The organism is Isosphaeraceae bacterium EP7, from assembly GCA_038400315.1.
Classification (GTDB): Bacteria; Planctomycetota; Planctomycetia; order Isosphaerales; family Isosphaeraceae; genus EP7.
The window spans coordinates 2715355-2731214 of the sequence record CP151667.1 but is presented as its reverse complement, the minus strand read 5'-3'; the positions used below and the strand labels follow the sequence as shown (position 1 = coordinate 2731214).

The following is a 15860-nucleotide window of genomic DNA, read 5'->3' as shown; positions in this document are numbered from 1 at the left end:
GCAGCTACCGAGCCCCCAGCCCGACGCCCCGGAGGGCGTCATTGATCTCGGCCCGGACCGCATCGACCGACGCCGTCTGCTTCGACAGGACGGCCGCGGCCCCCGCCTCGATCAGTCGATTCCGCTCGGCCCCATCCAGCACCTTCGACGTGCGGATGATGACCGGGAGGTGCCGGGTCGCCGCGGCGGCCCGGAGCGCCTTCAGCACGTCCAGGCCCCCCATGTCGGGCAGCTCCAGGTCGAGGAAGACGACCGCCGGCGGCCTCAGCCCGGCCAGCCTCAGCCCCTCGGCCCCGGTTTCCGCCTCGGCCGGCTCGTCGCCGAGGCCCGATCCGCGGAGCAGCTCCTTCAGCATATACCGCGACGCCTCGCTATCGTCGACGATGAGGGCCAATTCTCCGCCGGTCGGCCGCGTCGGGGCCTCCGCCGGCGGATTATCCACGGCCGGGGCGAGGAGCGTCAGCTGCTCCAGCAGCCAGGTCCGCTCGATCGGCTTGGTGTGGAAGACGTCGGCTCCAAGCGACCTGGCCTTGGCCTCGTTCTCCACCAGCGTCACCACCAGGATGGGGATGTCGCGGGTCGACTCGTCCTGCTTCAGCTCGTCCATGAAGTTCCAGGTGCTCTCCTCCTGGAGCAGCACGTCGAGGATAATCGCCGCCGCGCGGAACCGGTCCAGCGCGTGCCTGGCCGCGGCGATCGTCCGCGCGGGCACGGCCTGATAGGGGGTCCCGTCCAGGTACCGCTCGTAGATGAAGATCATCTCGGGGTTGTCCTCGACGAGCAGCACCGGCCGCCTCGACGGGTCGATCTCGGGCACCGGGCCCGCCACGCTGCAAACCTCGGCCGGCCCTCGATAGACCCTGGGCAGGGTTGCCGAGAAGGTCGAGCCAACGCCGAGCTCGCTCTTCAGGTCGACCCGGCCCCCCAGCAGGCCGGCCAGCTGCCGGACCAGGGGGAGGCCCAGCCCGGTCCCCTTGACGTGCCTCTGCCGCGGCCCTTCGACCTGGGTGAAGTCCTCGAAGACCCGCTCGCAGTCGTGCGCGGCGATGCCGATGCCGGTGTCGGCCACGCGGAACTCGACGAGGTCGCCGCAGGGCTGCACGTGGGCCGAGACCCGCACCTCGCCCTGCTCGGTGAACTTCAATGCGTTGGAGATGAAGTTGCGCAGGATCTGCGCCAGCTTGCTCTCGTCGGTCTCCATCATCAGCGGCCCGTCGGGCTCGTCGAAGACCAGGGCCACCGCCGGGTTGCTCGCCTGGAGCGGCTTGAGCATTCCCCGCAGCGCGGCGAAGAGCGTGCCGGCGTCGAACTCGAGCGCCCGGACGACGACCTTGCCGGCCTCGACCTTGGCCAGGTCCAGCAGGTCATTGACCAGCTCGGTCAGCTCCTCGGAGGCGCCGCGGATCAGCCGGACCTGCTTCTCCTGCTCGGCGGAGAGCTCGCCGTCGAGCCGGTCGAGCAGCAGGCCGGAGAGCCCCGTGATCGCGTTCAGGGGGGTGCGGAACTCGTGGCCCATGTTGGACAGGAATCGCGACTTCATCTGCGACGCTCGTCGCAAGAACTCCGCCTTCTCGTCCAGCTCGGCGTAGAGGGCCACCACGCCCCGGTTGGTGTCCTCCAGCTCGCGATTGAGGCGGCCCAGCGAGGCCTCATGCTCGACCAGGTCGGCGTGGGTCTTGGCCAACTCATCCTGATGCGACCGCAGTTCATCCAGGGTGCGCAGCAGCTCATGGTTCTGCTGCTGGAGTTCCTCGATCGGGCTTTGCGGGCCGCGCCTGGTCATCTCCTCGACGACCCGGTTGACTTGCGCCGCGGTAGGCAGGGGTGCCTTGGGTGGGAAGGGCTTGGACATCTCGACGGTGGTGCCCGAGCCCGCCTGCGAGCTGATCCGGAACTGGCCCATCAGCCGGCGAGCGCCGGGGATGCCCAGGCCCAGCCCGGTCGTCGACTGATAAGTGCCGTCCAGCACGGGGCCGACGTGGTCGAAGCCGGGGCCGCGGTCGACCACCCTGATGTGGAACGTCGGCGTGTCGCCCGCCTCGGCGGAGAACTCCACCCGGCCGCCGCCGGCATAGCGGAAGGCGTTGCGAGCGATCTCCGAGAGGGCCGTGGCGATCCTCGTCTGGTCGCCGGCGTCGAAGCCGAGCATCCCGGCCAGTTGCCTGGCTCTCTGACGGGCCATGACCACGTCCTGCTCCAGCCGGACGTCCACCGTCATGATCGGGTATCTCAAGGCGGTCCCCCCCGCACGGCCAGCACCGTGGCGTCGTCGCGGCCTCTGCCGAGGTCGCGGTACAGCACACCGGCAATCAACGGGCAGGACCGCGACGCCAGGCCGGGCATCTGGTCCAGCCGCCTGGGGATTGAGAGCCCGTCGGAGTGCATCACCAGCAGCGAGCCGGGCGCGAACGGGTACTCGAACACCTGGACCTTGCGAACCTCGTGCCCGGCCGTCCCGTTGTGCGAGACCAGCCCGTGCGACGTGCTGTTCAGGAAGATGGTGCCGGCGATGTTGCCCACCCCCGCGTATCGCAGCAGCCCCGCCTCGAGGTCCAGCTCGGCGACGGCCAGGGCCGCCCCGCGCGTGCTTCGCAGGGCCGCGTGCAGCGCCCAGATCAGGTCGGGCAGCGGCACCCAGGGAGACTGGCGGAAGGCCCGAACGGCCGCATGCGAGGCGTCGGCGGCCAGCGGGCCGTGGCCCAGGCCGTCGACCACCAGGATCCGGCTCGACGTCGGGCCGTGCTCGACCGCCCAGGCGTCGCCGCAGGCGATCTCCGGCGGCTTGGGCACGTGTACCGCGCCGATCTCCAGCCGAGGGGAGGACTGCGTCGGCGATTCGGGCCTCGACCGCTCCGGCCGGAACCGGGCCCGCAGAGCCGTGCCCAGGCCGGGGGCCGACGACAGCTCGAACGAGTCGGAGAGCCGCGCGATCGCCCCCAGGCCAGTCCCCGGCGTCCCGGCCGTCGAGAACCCGTCGCGCAGGCAGCGGTCGGGGTCGGCCATGCCGGGCCCCTTGTCCAGCGCCAGCAGGTCCAGCGCCACGTACCCCTCGCCGTCGTCGATGGGGCAGAGTAGCAGCCGGCCGCCGCCGGCGTGCTTGATCAGGTTGGTGCCCGCCTCGGTCGCGGCCAGGGCCACCTGCCCCTGCCCCGTCGGGCTGAAGCCGAGGTTGGCCGCCATGGCCGAGGCCCTGCGCCTGGCCTCGCCCACCTGGCTCGACTCTGTGACCTCGATGCCCCAGGAGGGACAGAGCTCACTTCCATTTGGTGATCGTAACACGAGTCCCCTCGCCGACCCGGGAAACGATCTGGAAGTCGCTGACCAGCCGCTTCGACCCGCCCAGGCCGAGGCCCAGGCCGCCGCCGGTGGTGTACCCGTCGCGCAGGGCCAGTTCGAGGTCGGCAATGCCCTTGCCCTCGTCCTCGAAATGGAGCCGCAATCCACGTCGGAGCCCCTCCTGGAGCATCTCGGCCCGCATCCGACCCCCGCCGCCATGGACAAGCACATTCCGCGCCAACTCGCTGGCCGCGGTGACGACCTTGGTCAGCTCCACCAGGCTCAGGCTCAGCTCGGAGGCCCACTTCCGCACCAGATGCCGGACCAGGACGACGTCCGACTCGGCGACGATCGGCAGCGTTTCAGTCTTCACCGACGCCATCGGCGGCCTCCGGCTCGTCGACCGCGAGCGCCTCCCGCAGGTACGTCATCCCCCGTTCGAGGTCGAGCGCGGTCCGCACGCCGTCGAGCGAGAGCCCCAGCTCGACCAGCGTGATCGCCACCGCAGGCTGCATCCCCACCACCACCGTCTCGGCGTCGAGGATCCGGGCCATCCCGGCGATGTCGGCGATCATCCGACCGATAAATGAGTCGACCATGTCCATCGCCGAGATGTCGATGATCACACCCCTGGCCCCGTTGACGCTGATGCTGGCCATCAGGTCGTCCTGGAGCGTCAGGGCCAGGCGGTCGTGCATGTCAACCTGGATGGTCACGAGCAGCAGGTTGCCCATCCGCAGGATCGGGATCCGTTCCACCGAGAGTGCTCCCCCCATTATCCCGGCCGATTCGTCATTTGGCTGCGGCGGCGGCACGGCTGACCGAGAGTCCGCGACGCTTCAGTGCCAGGCTCAGCGCGTCGGCCATCGTGGCCTTGGTCGTCACGCCGGTCAGGTCGACGCCAAGGTGGACGATCGTCTGCGCGATCTGCGGCCTGATCCCGCTGATGATGCAGTCGGCCCCCATCAGGCGGGCCGCCGTCACCGTCTTGATCAGGTGCTGCGCCACCAGGGTGTCCACCGTCGGAACCCCGGTGATGTCGATGATGGCGATCTCCGCCGAGTGGGCCACGATCGTCTGGAGCAGCGTCTCCATCACGACCTGAGTCCGGGCGCTGTCCAGGGTGCCGATGATCGGCAAGGCCAGGATGCCGTCCCAGAGCTTCACCACGGGCGTCGACAGCTCGAGCATCTCCTGCTGCTGGCGGTTGATCACCGCCTCGCGCGTCGTCTGGTATGCCTCGGTGGTGAACAGGCCGAGCTGGTCGAGCAGGGTTGTGGCCCGCCAGGTCTCCTCGGCCAGCACGTCGGAGTCCTTGGCCAGCTCGCGCCTCAGCCGGGTGAAGAAGGGGCGCTTGAACGAGAAGACGAACGTCGCCGTCTCCGACGGGCTGAACCCCTTCAGGCTCCTGGACTCGGAGACCTCCGCGAGCAGCTCGCGCATCCCGTCCCAGGCTTGGCCGGAGACGTCCTCGAAGTCGCCCCCCGCCTCGGTCCCTTCGAGCAACTGCCCGAGGAAGGTCCGGCACTGCTGCCGCAGCTCCGCCTCGTTGATCCGGCCCCCGGCCAGTTGCCCCTTGATCCACTCCTCGATCAGCGAATCCGCGTGCTTCCGCACGATCTCGGGGATCCGGCTCTTGGCACTGGAGACCATTCCGCTACCTCCGACGACAACCGGCGAGAGCCGACCCGACATGGTCGGCGTCCTCGCCCAGAATTGAAGACCCGCCCCGGCGAAGGTGGACGACGGCCCTGGGACGCCTCTCAACCACAATGCCCCGGCCCCGCCCGCAATCACGCAGGGCAGCGTCGGCCGGCGGCCTCGGCGGAGATCAGGAGTGGGCTTTGGGCCGGACTCGCCAGATCTGGCGAGTGGCAATGCGAGATGACGCTCGATCGCTCGGGCGAGACGGCTATCAGCTTAGAATATCAGGACCCGGCCGACAATCCCCCCCCACCGGGTTCCGCGGAGGGGGGATTTGTCCGGTCAGCGGGAAGCGTTAGCCCCGCCCCCGCGCACCAGGTCGGCGATCGGCGGCGCGGCCTTCGGCGCGGCCGCGCGGTAGTCCTCGCCCACCAGCGCCGCGACGGTCGAGGCGATCTGGCTCTGGGTCACCGCCGGCACATCCCGGCGCTCGCCCAGGGGGGGAGTCAGCGGCCCGAGCCCCACCACCCAGATCTTCTCCGACTTGGGCGTCTTCGACCCGTGGTCGCGCCAGCCCTTGGGGGCGTCGCCGCGGCCGTGGTCGGTCGTCATCAGCAGCGAGGTCGAGCCCGCATAGTGGGGCTTGCCCTGGAGCTCTTCCCAGAGCTGCTTCATGTCCGCGTCGAACTCGTGGATGGCGTCCAGGTAGAGGTCATAGCGCCCTTGGTGCGCGTGCTCGTCGGTGTCGCCGTAGCTGATGTAGGCCACCCTCGGCTTAAGGCGGGCGATCTGGTCCAGGGCCACCGGGAACGTGAAGGCGTCATCTCGGCAGTCGTGCCAGTCGCGCCTGACCCGGCCCATCATCAGGTTCAGGGTCTTCTGCGTCTCGTCCAGCGAGTCGCCCGCGATCGGCTCCCAGCCCGCGTTGACCGGCAGGCCGCTGCGGCCCGCGTTGAGGATGTAGGGGAAGAGGTCCCACGAGCCCGCCGCGGTCACCTTGCCGCGGAACTCGGGCTTGCCGTTGAGCCATTCCAGGACGCTGACGTTCGGGTTGAGGACCTTGTCATTGGTGTCGATGCGAGGGTCGGCCGACCCGGTGAGCAGCTCGTTGTAGCCCGGGTAGGAGAAGTGCATCCCGTTGGTGACATGCGCCGGGCTCTTCTTGTCGTCGTTGCCGAAGAGCTGCCCCTGGCCCGCGATGGTCGACCAGAAGAACGGCATCAGGGCCTCGCGCCTGGCCTCCGGCGTGTCGCGCCAGAACTTGCGCCTCACCTCCTTGACGTCGACGACGCCCCCGTCTTCCTTGTTGATCAGGGCCTCGTCGGCCCCCCGGAAGACTTCCTGCCAGCGCAGGCCGTCGGCGGTGACGAGCACCGCGTTGGCGGCCGGCTTGGGCTCGGCGGCGGCCGCGGGCGTGGAGCAGAAGGCCGCGAGCCCGAGGGTCAGGGCGAGGGCCATCGACGATGCGGATCGGGAGTAGGTCACCGTTGCAGTCTCGGTCGGTGTGGCGGGCGCGGAGCGTGGAGGGACCGGCCCGTGGGCCCGTCCGACGTCCCGCCATTTTACCAGGCCGCAAGTCCCCTGGCGCGTGCCCTGAACGCTCAATACTGGCGACGCCCGGCCGGCGGGTCGGCCCTCCGCAGGCCGGCCGGGCTCGCATGCGGTTCAGACCGGGGCGGGGTTACGCTCGCGGTAGCCTTCCTGATGCCAGTAGGGATAGGCCATCTTGGTGACGCTGGCGGCGTCGAGCTTGGCCACCTGCTCGGGGGTGAGCGACCAGCCCACCGCGCCCAGGTTCTGCCTGAGCTGCTCCTCGTCGCGGGCGCCGATGATCAGCGACGAGACGGTCGGCCGCCGCAGGAGCCAGTTCAGGGCGACCTGCGGGACGTTCTTGCCCGTCTCCTTGGCCACCTCGTCAAGTGCGTCGACCACCTTGTAGACGTACTCGTCTTCCAGCGGCGGCCCGTTGTCGATGACCGCCTGGTTCTTCAGGCGGCTGGTCTCCGGCAGCGGCTGGCCGCGGCGGATCTTGCCGGTGAGCCGTCCCCATCCCAGCGGGCTCCAGACCAAGGCCCCCAGCTTCTGGTCGAGCCCCAGCGGCATCAGCTCCCACTCGTAGTCGCGGCCGATCAGCGAGTAGTACGTCTGGTTGGCCACGTACCGCGGCAGGTTGTACTTCTCGGCCACGGCCAGCGACTTCATCAGCTGCCAGCCCGAGAAGTTGGACACGCCGACGTAGAGAATTTTGCCGGCGCGGACCAGGTCATCGAGCGTACCCAGGATCTCCTCGGGCGGGGTCAGCGCGTCGAACCCATGCAGCTGGTACAGCTCGATGTGGTCGGTGCCCAGCCGCTTCAGGCTCCCCTCGACGGCCCGGGTGATGTGGTACCTGGACGAGCCCGCGTCGTTCGGCCCTTCGCCGTGCCGGAACGTCCCCTTGGTGGAGATCAGGACCTTGTCACGCCGCCCCTTGATTGCCGCGCCCAGGATCTCCTCGGCCTTGCCGTAGGAGTAGATGTCGGCCGTGTCGAACATCGTCAGGCCGGCGTCGAGGCAGATGTCGACGAGCTTCGTGGCGCCCGCCGCGTCGCTCGATCCCCAGGCCTTGAAGAAGTCGGTGCCGCCGCCGAAGGTCGCCGTGCCGAAGGTCAGCTCGGGCACCTTGAAGCCCGACCCGCCAAGTTGTCTGTATTCCACGTCGCGCGATCTCCCCTCGAGAATCGTCCAGGATCGCAGCACGCCTCAGGAGGCGACGCCAACGGACTGCCCCAACGCGGGGTAATCTATATAACCGACCGGCCCAGGCGCGTAGAACGTGGTGGGGATCGGCTCGTTGAGCGGAGTCCCCTTGAACAGCCGCTCGGGAAGGTCGGGATTGGCGATGAACAGCTTGCCGAAGGCCACTGCGTCGGCCTCGCCCGCCTCGATGACCCGCTCGGCGGCCTCGGGAGTGAAGCCTTCGTTGGCGATGTAAGCCCCGCCGAACGCCGCCTTCAGGGCCGGACCCAGCCGGTCGGGCCCCAGCGCCTCGCGGGAGCAGAGGAACGCGATCTTACGCCGGCCGGCCTCGCGGGCGACAAACCCGAACGTCGCCGCCAGGTTGGAATCGCCCGTCCCGTGCATGTCGCCCCGGGGTGCCAGGTGCAAGCCGACCCGCCCCGGCCCCCAGACCTCAACGGCCGCGTCGACGGCCTCGAGCATCAGCCTCGCCCGGTTCTCGATCGGCCCGCCGTAGTCGTCGGTTCGCGTGTTCGAGCCGTCCTGGAGGAACTGGTCGAGCAGGTAGCCGTTGGCTCCGTGCAGCTCGACGCCGTCGAAGCCCGCCTTCTGGGCGTTCTCGGCCCCCTTGCGATAGGCCGCCAGCACCCCCGGGATCTCGTCGCGATCCAGCGCCCTGGGGGTGACGAACGGCTTGATCGGCCGGACCAGGCTGACGTGCCCCTTCGCGGCGATGGCGCTGGGGGCCACCGGGAGCTGGCCGTCCAGGAACATCGGGTCGGAGATGCGGCCGACGTGCCAGAGCTGGAGCAGGATCAGGCCCCCTGCCTCGTGCACGGCCTCGGTGATGAGCTTCCACCCCTCAACCTGCTCGTCCGACCAGATCCCCGGCGTGTCGGCATACCCGACGCCCATCGGCGTGACCGACGTGGCCTCGCTGAGAATCAGGCCGGCCGTGGCCCGCTGCCTGTAATACTCGGCCATCAGCGCATTGGGAATCCGCTCCGCCCCCGCCCTGGCCCGCGTCAAGGGGGCCATGACCACGCGGTTCGGCAGGCGGAACTCGCCGATCTGAACCGGCTCCGAAAGTCTGGACATCGGCGAATCCTCGCGCTGGAATCGGGACGTGAGAGCTGCTCGGCGACCCGAGGGCAAGCTACTTGGGGTGTCCCGCTGGGCCCTGAGCATGGTATAAGGTTCCTTAGTTCAGAACAAGGGAACGTCGCCCGCCGCCTCCGTTCACCTGGCCGGGCTAAGAGGTCCCTTCGACGGAGCCTGCCGCGTGCGCGGCGACCGGTCCGGCCCGATCGTACGTCCAGTCGAGGCATCCCCCCGATGGCATCCAAGCCGCTGCGGCACCCCGAGATGGACCGGGTCACGGTCGCGGACCTGCTCCACGCGCTGGCGGACCCGACGCGGCTGGCGATCGTCTTCGAGCTGAGCCGCAGCGAGTCGGGCCTGAACTGCTCCGAGACGGTGAGCCGTGTGGGTGTGCCGCTGCCCAAGTCCACTTGCTCGCAGCACTACCAGATCCTCCGCGAGTCGGGCCTGATCCGCTGCGAGCGCCGGGGGGTCGAGCTGACCAGTCACCTCCGCCGAGAAGAGCTCTCCGCCCACTTCCCCGGCCTCCTCGACGCGATCCTCCACGCCCACCGCAAAGCCAAGCCCCCCGCCTGATCCCGAATCCCGCCGAACTTTTCGCCGATGATCTTGCCTTGCGACCCCCTGATCGTCTAATCTCTAACTCGTCCCGAATGAGCATCTCGCCTCCTCAACGAGATGCGTCCCCGCAGTCCAGTCCCTGTTCGACAAGCCGGAGTGGCGGAATTGGCAGACGCGCTAGCTTGAGGGGCTAGAGGGAATTTATTCCCGTGCAGGTTCAAGTCCTGTCTCCGGCACTATGCAGCGAAAGGGGTTACGTCGAAAGGCGTGACCCCTTATTCATGCGCCAAATGCCGGTCTGGCAACAAATTGGCAACACGATTGCGGTGGCATTGGGGACATCCCGTGGCCAGCCTCCAAGATCGTAACGGCACCTTCCGCTTCATCTTCCGCTTCCGCGGCAAGCAGCACTTCGTCCTCATCGGCAAGGTCTCCCCCGAGGAGGCGAAGGCCAAGGCCGCCTACGTCGATTACCTGCTCCTCCGACTCAAGCAGCGGCTCATCGACCTGCCGCCCGGCGTGGACATCGTCGCCTTCCTCCAGTTCGACGGCAGGCCGCCCGAGGGCGATGTTGCCAAGACTGTTGCCAGGGCCCTCACCCTGGGGAAGCTCCGCGACCGGTCCCTGGCCGCGCGGGGCGAGGGGCGGGAGGCGAGCACCATCAAGACGGGCCGCATCCACTTCAAGCACCTGGTGGCCACGCTCGGCGAGTCCCTCCTGCTGGCCGAGCTGACGCAGTCGGACCTCCAGCGGCACATCGCGCGGCGGGCCAAGCTCGGGATCTCGGCCACCACGATCCGCAAGGAGGTCACCACGCTGCGGACCGCCTGGCACTGGGCGATGGACGTGGGCGAGCTGACCGGCGAGTACCCCAACAAGGGGCTGATCTACCCGAAGGAGGACGAGCTGCCCCCCTACCAGACCCGCGAGGAGATCGAGCGGCAGGTGGCGGCGGGCAGCCAGACGCCCGATGAAGTGGACGCCCTCTGGGAGGCGCTCTATCTGAGGACTCATGAGATCGCCGAGTTGCTGGCTTACGTTCGAGAGAATGCCCGGCACACCTGGATCTACCCGCTGTTCTGCATGGCCGCCCACACGGGGGCCCGGAGGTCGGAGCTGCTGGCCATGCGGGTGGCGGACGTCGATTTCGAGGGTGGCGGGGTGACAATCCGCGAGAAGAAGCGACTCAAGGGGAAACGCTCGACCCGCCGCGCCCCGCTGACCCCCCTGCTGTCCGAGGCCCTGCGCGAATGGCTGAAGGTCCACCCCGGGGGCCCGACGCTGTTCTGTCACGCAGCGGAGGTCGAGCGGAGCAAGAAGCGGAGCCGGACGACCGGCCACAAGAGCGGCGAAGACAGACCATCGTCCCTGATGGGCCGGGGCGCAACTGTCGAGCGACGTGGCGAGGTGGCGCCCTCGTCGCTGACGACCGACGAGAGCCAGTCGCACTTCCGCACGACCGTCAAGGGGTCGAAGTGGGAGGTCCTGAAGGGGCTGCACACGTTGCGGCACTCGATGATCTCGTGCCTGGCCGCCGCCGGGATCGACCAGCGGATCATCGACGACATCGTCGGTCACACCAGCCCGGAGATGCAGAGACGGTATCGTCATCTGACCCCGGCCCTGAAGACGCAGGCGGTCGCCTCGGTCTTCGGGCAGGGGTCATTGGATCGACCGGTCACGCCCCCACGAGCCGGGGAAGCAGGCCGTGCTGCCGGTAGCGGAGGAGCTCCGGATGGCTGACCACCCACTCCGCATACGCCCCCCTGCCCGACTGCCGCTTCTCGGCGTGGATCCGCCCCAGCCGGGCCCACTCACGCACGGTGAACTCGGCCTTGCCGACGAGCCGGGCGAATTCCTCGATGTCGTAGAAATCCTTGATCGTCTCGCGCTCAACCAGCATCGCCAACGACCGCTCGATCCTCTCAAGTCGATCCTTCAGCTCTTCGTCGCTCATGTTCCCGGCTCCAGGTTGATCGCCAAGTTGCTTTGCCAAGCAGGGCTAGCCGCCCTTTTGGGTTGTCGATGGCCCGCGAGGGCCGGAGTCTCCGCCTGATGGGCGGACGGCGTGAGACGTTCGGGCCGGTTGCTTCCCTTGGTTCATCCGCAGGGCAGCGACCGGCCCGGCCGCGTCAGCTGATCGTCTTCGCCTGCTCGGCCCGATATCCTGCCACGGCGTCGGCGAACCGACCCGGCCCGATCTTGTTGTCGCGGGCGTAGCGATAGATCCCCTTCGCCTCGTCGGTCGCCTGACGGCTGATCTCATTCATCGTCGCCGGCGACCCCGACCACCCAATGGGAACGGTGGCGACGGGCTGGGGCGAGCGGGCGTAGTTCTTGCGGATCGACGCCACGTGGGACGAATACTGGATGTCCGTCATCCGCTCGCATCGGGCCAGCTCCGCGGGCACGTCCAGCCTGATGCCCTGCCTGGCCATCGCCTTGAGTTCGGCGCCTCGCTCGTCCCGGTCCATCCTGAGTTTGAGCGCGGCGAGCTTCGCCGCCTGGGCTTCGAGCTTGGCCGCCTGCGAATCGAGGCTGGCGTTCCGGGCGGTCAGGCGGACATCGGCGTCTGGGATGGCGGTTGCGGTCATGGTTCTCTCCTGATGGGAAGTCCGGGGGGTCGGGGTGTCGGATCGGGAGTAGGTCATGAGCCCCAGGGACCGCTCGGGGCGGAACCGCAGCAGCGCCACGGCCGAGATGAAGTTCGACTGGGGGAGTTCCCCGTAGGCCCGCTCGATGGATCGGTGCGGAAGCTCATCGCCAGGTCGAATTTCGCCTTCATGTAGTGGAAGTCCGCCAGCAGGCAGGGGCGACCGTCATACAGGCCGACGGTGAACTCAGAGATGTAGCCGACGATGGGGGGCTGCGCCATCTCGGGGAGGTCCGGGTCGATGTTGCCGACGAAGATCAGGGCGTAGTCGCCGCGGGCCGACCGCGCGTTCGAGTTCGCCGCGATCAGCTCCAGCAGCCCGCGATCGACGGTCCCTTTGTCGTCGTGACGGTGGACGTCGAGGATCGGGATCCCGCGTCGGATGACGTACTCCGACTCATCGAAGAGGTCGGGGCCGCCAAGCCGGGCTTCCGGCAGATCGTCCAGCGGCAACCACCCAGCCGGGAGGGCGGACGAGGTGGCCTGAGCGGCGATTTGGTCGAGGGCTGAAGCCACGGCTCATCTCCGGCGATGGTGGGGGGTGGTCGGGTGAGGGGCCGCCCCAAAGAGAGCCGAATAATTTGCGTCAAATTTTCGGATTAGTGAATAGTGTCTCATCTTGCCAATGCGAAGTAAACGTGAGCGTGGCCACTTTTCTTGAAGGTAAGCCTAATTTTCGAAATCGAACTCGTGCTCATTCGACCGCGGGAATCGGGTGGCAATCGATGGTGCGATTAGGCCGCCCGAGAGGGGATAGGGCGGCTAAAACGCGGCCGGACCCCTTGCTTCAGCTATCCAAATCAGTTCCCATGGTGTTCAGCCGACGGTACGCACGTCGAATCCTGACCGCAACGAGGCGAGGTATGAGCAGCGAAGGCAAGAAGCGACGCATACGGCCCGCGTCGAAAGAGGTCGAGCACTCCTACGTCGGGCTCCGGCTCAAGGGGCTGGTGGCAGCCCGCGGGTGGTCACAGACCGAGTTCGTCCAGCGGATCCGGGCGATGGGCGGCCGGATCACCACGGCCAGCATGTCCGCCTGGTTCGCGGGCACGACGGAGCCGAGCCTGATCCCCTGCTACTTTGCCGCCAGGGTCCTGGGGATCGACCTGGAGTCGCTGCTGGATCGCGATTCCGAGGTCGTGACGCCGGTGAGCCGGGTCGCCGCGAGGGCGGAGCCTACGACCGTGGCGGCCCAGTCGCCGGACGAGGCCGCGAAGTTCGCTGCGTACCGAGAGGCGATGGGCGTCGATGTCTGGGTGCTCCTCAAGCTCGCGGGCCAGCTCGGGGCGGAGAAGGCCGTCGAGAGCCTCCTGGATGCGCGGGCCGATCAGAGGGCCAGGGAGGCGGGCCAGGTGAGTCAGGCGGGTGGCGCCACGCAACCGCCGAGGAATCGTTTCTTCCGCGACGGAGTCGAGGATTTGGAGGTAGGCTCCGGTGCTGTCTCGCGTCAGCCCGAGAAGTTCAAGAAGCACGGGTGATCGAGGACATCCCAGGTGATAGGGTCTGCTTGACCACCCAATTGGGGCGGCGGCGGCGAATGAATCGGTGTGTCCCCTCGAAACGGCCCCAGACCAGAATTGCCCGATCCCGCCAACGCATGGCCACGGCTTCGGCGACGCTTGAGATTGCAGGGGGGCCGCGAGGATCGTACAGTTAATTAAGCAATTGATTTATCGGAGAACGTGCGAATACTTCAAGCTGCACCGCCCAGCCCCGGGCATGATCGTGCGGCGGAGGGGCGGGATCCGATGGCCAGCAGGCTCAGTAAGAAGTCGGGAGGTGACGAGGCGATCCGAGGGACGTCCGCGCCGTCCGCCCGGCGACGCGGGGCTACGGAGCCGCCGACAACCTCGCAGAAGGCGGCCCTCCTCGATGCGCTCTCCCGAGGAAAGGGGCGAGTGAGGGCTTGCCAGGAAGCCATGATTCCCACCGCCGACTTCTGCCGGGAGTTCGACGCCGATCCCGAATTCCGCGACGACGTCTTCGCGGCCGAGATGGTCCCCAACGAAGATGTCAGGGAGAGCCTTTATCTGCTCGCGATGAGCGGCCGGAATCACGCGGCGGCGAGGGAGTTCCTCAACCTGCGGTATCGGGACCTGGAACTCCAGATCATCGTCGAGCGGCACGAGCACGAGATGCGTGGCGTGGCACATGCCCCAGCCGACTCATCCTCGATCGGGCCGATCCTGAGCGAGTTCGTCGCGTCCATCGCCGAATTCATCCGACCCGAGCGTCAGGCCGATGTGCTGAGTCGCCTTGCCGAGTCGCTCGCGAAGGCCGAGGCCCAAGCCGAGGCAGGACGGACGAGCCTGAGCGACTCCCTACCCTTCTGGGCGCGGGATCACGGAGGGCTGGGCGGCGACTCGTGAGACGACGACGGAAGGCCGTGAGCGGATCAGCCGGCGACGCGGAATCGGCCCCGGTCGTCGTGTCACCTCCCACCTTGGGTGGTCCGTGCCAATGGCCGAGGCCGAGAGGGACGGTCGCATCCCGCCTGCGTCCGAAATCTTGAGGGCCTTCGCCCGCCACGATGGGACGCAGGCCACTTCCCCACCTGCCAGGTATGACAATCATGCCAATTCGTAACATTGACGGGATCCCGCACTACTACCGCGAGCGGAAAGCCGGGGGCCGGATCGCCTGGACCTATGTGGCCTCCGGTCCCTTGGGCCTGGCGATCCGCGAACTCGACCTCCTCCATTCGGCCAGTCGTAGGGACACTCTTGCACGCATCGCAGCCGAGAAACGTGAAGCCGATCGGCGGATCCGCGAGGAGCGTGACGCCTGGCGGGCCGGGTTCCGCGAGATGGAGGCGGAGGCCGATGCCCGCGCGAGGTTGCTAGATGAGGGCCTCCGCCTGGCGCGGGCCGCATTCATCCTGGTGATGAGGTCCCGCGGCTACGTCTCCTACAATCGGTCCGCGTGGAAGCGTGCGCGAAAGGTGCCGTCGGATCTGGAGGCACGGGCCGATCGTGACGCCTCGGCTGCCGCCATCGAGCAGGCCTGCCGATGGGCACCCCCGCCGTTGCCCGGCGCGATGCCCCCCGCCGACACTGCCCTTCCATCCCTAGAGCAGTTCCTCGCCTCCGTGGCCTCGGTCAACGTCGCCGAGTCGCTGGCCGGAGAGGCGACTGCGTCATCCGAGGGCTTCAAGGGGAGGGTCGCCTTGACCTGTCGCGACGTCGAGGCGGCCCTGCGATGCGACAAGCGCGGGGCCCTGGCGTCCCGATCGGCTCGCCTGGCGCGACGCAGAGCCTTGTCTGCGGAGAAATTACTGGCGAAGCTTGCCTGGCACCTGGGACCTTCGTACGCCGTTGATGGCGGCTCCGGCGGGGCGCATGCCATGAGCGTGGGAGTCAGCGCTTAGGCCTCTTGAAGACGTAGTCGGAGTACTGACTGAGATTGCTTCCCGCGGCGCACAGCTCCCAGCCCTGTGCGCCGAGTTCGTTGAAGGTTTCGACTCTGAAGCCTCTGATGACGGAATATTCCCAGCGTACGACAGCGCCCGGAGCAACGGCCTGGGCCTGGGTAGAGCGACCCGCGGTCAAGAATGCCATCGCCACCACCGCGAGGACCAGCGACGATCCGAACAGGACAACCTTACGCATCGCCTGAGTCTCCCCTGTTTCGCCAGGCCATATCCGCGGCTCGGATCGCGGCGGGAACGAGCCGGGCTGATTTCGATGACATGCTAGCACCCGCGATACGCCCAGGACAGTCGCCGTTCGATCGCTTCTCGTTCCTCACGGCGACGCCTGGAGGCAGGGAGAAGGCTCCTTGCGATTCGATTCACGAACCACCGAGTGCGACCGGCGAGCGACGCACTCGGGGTACTACTCCGTATCCACTTGCCTGCAAGCTCGGGCTCGCCGACTTCGTCAACCTCAGGGCGTGACGCTCAACGGCC

The 15860-nt window shown here is 68.0% G+C and carries 17 protein-coding genes and 1 tRNA gene; 6 read left to right on the top strand and 12 right to left on the bottom strand.

The annotated features are described in order from the left end of the window. Positions 1–4 precede the first annotated feature (4 nt). The 8 genes from EP7_RS10420 to EP7_RS10385 form a co-directional block, all read right to left on the bottom strand. Positions 5–2233: an ATP-binding protein gene (locus tag EP7_RS10420; RefSeq protein WP_463527789.1), complete on the bottom strand. Its 2229-nt coding sequence runs from the start codon at positions 2231–2233 to the stop codon at positions 5–7. Continuing rightward, on the bottom strand, positions 2230–3279 hold the full coding sequence (locus EP7_RS10415; RefSeq protein ID WP_463527788.1) for an ATP-binding SpoIIE family protein phosphatase: 1050 nt from the start codon (positions 3277–3279) through the stop codon (positions 2230–2232). The genes EP7_RS10420 and EP7_RS10415 overlap by 4 nt, the downstream gene beginning before the upstream one ends. Then, positions 3254–3658, bottom strand: coding sequence for an ATP-binding protein (locus tag EP7_RS10410; protein WP_463527787.1), 405 nt, complete (start codon positions 3656–3658; stop codon positions 3254–3256). Before EP7_RS10410 ends, EP7_RS10415 begins: the two co-directional genes overlap by 26 nt. Beyond that, complete coding sequence (locus tag EP7_RS10405) at positions 3639–4034, bottom strand: STAS domain-containing protein (RefSeq protein WP_463527786.1); 396 nt, start codon at positions 4032–4034, stop codon at positions 3639–3641. The genes EP7_RS10410 and EP7_RS10405 overlap by 20 nt, the downstream gene beginning before the upstream one ends. 34 nt (positions 4035–4068) lie before the next feature. Beyond that, positions 4069–4929, bottom strand: a complete 861-nt coding sequence (locus EP7_RS10400) for an STAS domain-containing protein (RefSeq protein WP_463527785.1) — start codon at positions 4927–4929, stop codon at positions 4069–4071. A 333-nt stretch (positions 4930–5262) separates the two neighbouring features. Beyond that, complete coding sequence (locus tag EP7_RS10395) at positions 5263–6405, bottom strand: alkaline phosphatase family protein (RefSeq protein WP_463527784.1); 1143 nt, start codon at positions 6403–6405, stop codon at positions 5263–5265. Positions 6406–6585: 180 nt separating this feature from the next. Next, positions 6586–7617, bottom strand: coding sequence for an aldo/keto reductase (locus tag EP7_RS10390; protein ID WP_463527783.1), 1032 nt, complete (start codon positions 7615–7617; stop codon positions 6586–6588). A 45-nt stretch (positions 7618–7662) separates the two neighbouring features. After that, positions 7663–8736, bottom strand: coding sequence for an alkene reductase (locus EP7_RS10385; protein ID WP_463527782.1), 1074 nt, complete (start codon positions 8734–8736; stop codon positions 7663–7665). Between the two features lie 237 nt (positions 8737–8973). On the opposite strand from EP7_RS10385, the gene EP7_RS10380 reads away from it, so the two are divergent. The 3 genes from EP7_RS10380 to EP7_RS10370 all read left to right on the top strand — a co-directional run bounded on the left by EP7_RS10380 (position 8974) and on the right by EP7_RS10370 (position 11043). Next, positions 8974–9315 carry an ArsR/SmtB family transcription factor gene (locus EP7_RS10380; protein ID WP_463527781.1) on the top strand — a complete coding sequence of 114 codons (342 nt, stop codon included), beginning with the start codon at positions 8974–8976 and terminating at the stop codon, positions 9313–9315. A gap of 135 nt (positions 9316–9450) precedes the next feature. Next, a tRNA-Leu gene (locus tag EP7_RS10375) sits at positions 9451–9536 on the top strand. Between the two features lie 109 nt (positions 9537–9645). Next, complete coding sequence (locus EP7_RS10370) at positions 9646–11043, top strand: tyrosine-type recombinase/integrase (RefSeq protein WP_463527780.1); 1398 nt, start codon at positions 9646–9648, stop codon at positions 11041–11043. On the opposite strand, the gene EP7_RS10365 is transcribed toward EP7_RS10370, so the two are convergent. The 3 genes from EP7_RS10365 to EP7_RS10355 all read right to left on the bottom strand — a co-directional run bounded on the left by EP7_RS10365 (position 10979) and on the right by EP7_RS10355 (position 12469). Continuing rightward, entirely contained in the window at positions 10979–11257 is a 279-nt protein-coding gene (locus tag EP7_RS10365) for a hypothetical protein (RefSeq protein ID WP_463527779.1), read from the bottom strand. The genes EP7_RS10370 and EP7_RS10365 overlap by 65 nt on opposite strands. Before the next feature lie 175 nt (positions 11258–11432). Further along, positions 11433–11894: a hypothetical protein gene (locus EP7_RS10360; protein WP_463527778.1), complete on the bottom strand. Its 462-nt coding sequence runs from the start codon at positions 11892–11894 to the stop codon at positions 11433–11435. A 53-nt stretch (positions 11895–11947) separates the two neighbouring features. Then, complete coding sequence (locus EP7_RS10355; RefSeq protein ID WP_463527777.1) at positions 11948–12469, bottom strand: hypothetical protein; 522 nt, start codon at positions 12467–12469, stop codon at positions 11948–11950. Between the two features lie 347 nt (positions 12470–12816). Here EP7_RS10355 and EP7_RS10350 point away from each other — a divergent pair, with 347 nt between their 5' ends. The 3 genes from EP7_RS10350 (at position 12817) to EP7_RS10340 (ending at position 15320) form a co-directional block, all read left to right on the top strand. Continuing rightward, a complete protein-coding gene (locus EP7_RS10350) occupies positions 12817–13431 on the top strand; it encodes a hypothetical protein (protein WP_463527776.1) in 615 nt (204 codons plus the stop codon). Positions 13432–13701: 270 nt separating this feature from the next. Next, the gene (locus tag EP7_RS10345) at positions 13702–14322 is read left to right on the top strand and encodes a hypothetical protein (RefSeq protein WP_463527775.1); all 621 of its coding nucleotides are present in this window, start codon (positions 13702–13704) and stop codon (positions 14320–14322) included. 203 nt (positions 14323–14525) lie between these two features. Continuing rightward, entirely contained in the window at positions 14526–15320 is a 795-nt protein-coding gene (locus EP7_RS10340) for a hypothetical protein (protein ID WP_463527774.1), read from the top strand. On the opposite strand, the gene EP7_RS10335 is transcribed toward EP7_RS10340, so the two are convergent. Continuing rightward, positions 15310–15561: a hypothetical protein gene (locus EP7_RS10335; RefSeq protein ID WP_463527773.1), complete on the bottom strand. Its 252-nt coding sequence runs from the start codon at positions 15559–15561 to the stop codon at positions 15310–15312. The genes EP7_RS10340 and EP7_RS10335 overlap by 11 nt on opposite strands. Positions 15562–15860: the final 299 nt, after the last annotated feature.

Excerpts from the sequence above, each read along its gene's own strand:
- EP7_RS10410 (WP_463527787.1), bottom strand. The coding sequence starts at position 3,658 with ATGGCGTCGGTGAAGACTGAAACGCTGCCGATCGTCGCCGAGTCGGAC.
- EP7_RS10400 (WP_463527785.1), bottom strand. The coding sequence starts at position 4,929 with ATGGTCTCCAGTGCCAAGAGCCGGATCCCCGAGATCGTGCGGAAGCAC.
- EP7_RS10385 (WP_463527782.1), bottom strand. The coding sequence starts at position 8,736 with ATGTCCAGACTTTCGGAGCCGGTTCAGATCGGCGAGTTCCGCCTGCCG.
- EP7_RS10380 (WP_463527781.1), top strand. The coding sequence starts at position 8,974 with ATGGCATCCAAGCCGCTGCGGCACCCCGAGATGGACCGGGTCACGGTC.
- EP7_RS10365 (WP_463527779.1), bottom strand. The coding sequence starts at position 11,257 with ATGAGCGACGAAGAGCTGAAGGATCGACTTGAGAGGATCGAGCGGTCG.
- EP7_RS10360 (WP_463527778.1), bottom strand. The coding sequence starts at position 11,894 with ATGACCGCAACCGCCATCCCAGACGCCGATGTCCGCCTGACCGCCCGG.
- EP7_RS10350 (WP_463527776.1), top strand. The coding sequence starts at position 12,817 with ATGAGCAGCGAAGGCAAGAAGCGACGCATACGGCCCGCGTCGAAAGAG.
- EP7_RS10345 (WP_463527775.1), top strand. The coding sequence starts at position 13,702 with ATGGCCAGCAGGCTCAGTAAGAAGTCGGGAGGTGACGAGGCGATCCGA.
- EP7_RS10340 (WP_463527774.1), top strand. The coding sequence starts at position 14,526 with ATGCCAATTCGTAACATTGACGGGATCCCGCACTACTACCGCGAGCGG.
- EP7_RS10335 (WP_463527773.1), bottom strand. The coding sequence starts at position 15,561 with ATGCGTAAGGTTGTCCTGTTCGGATCGTCGCTGGTCCTCGCGGTGGTG.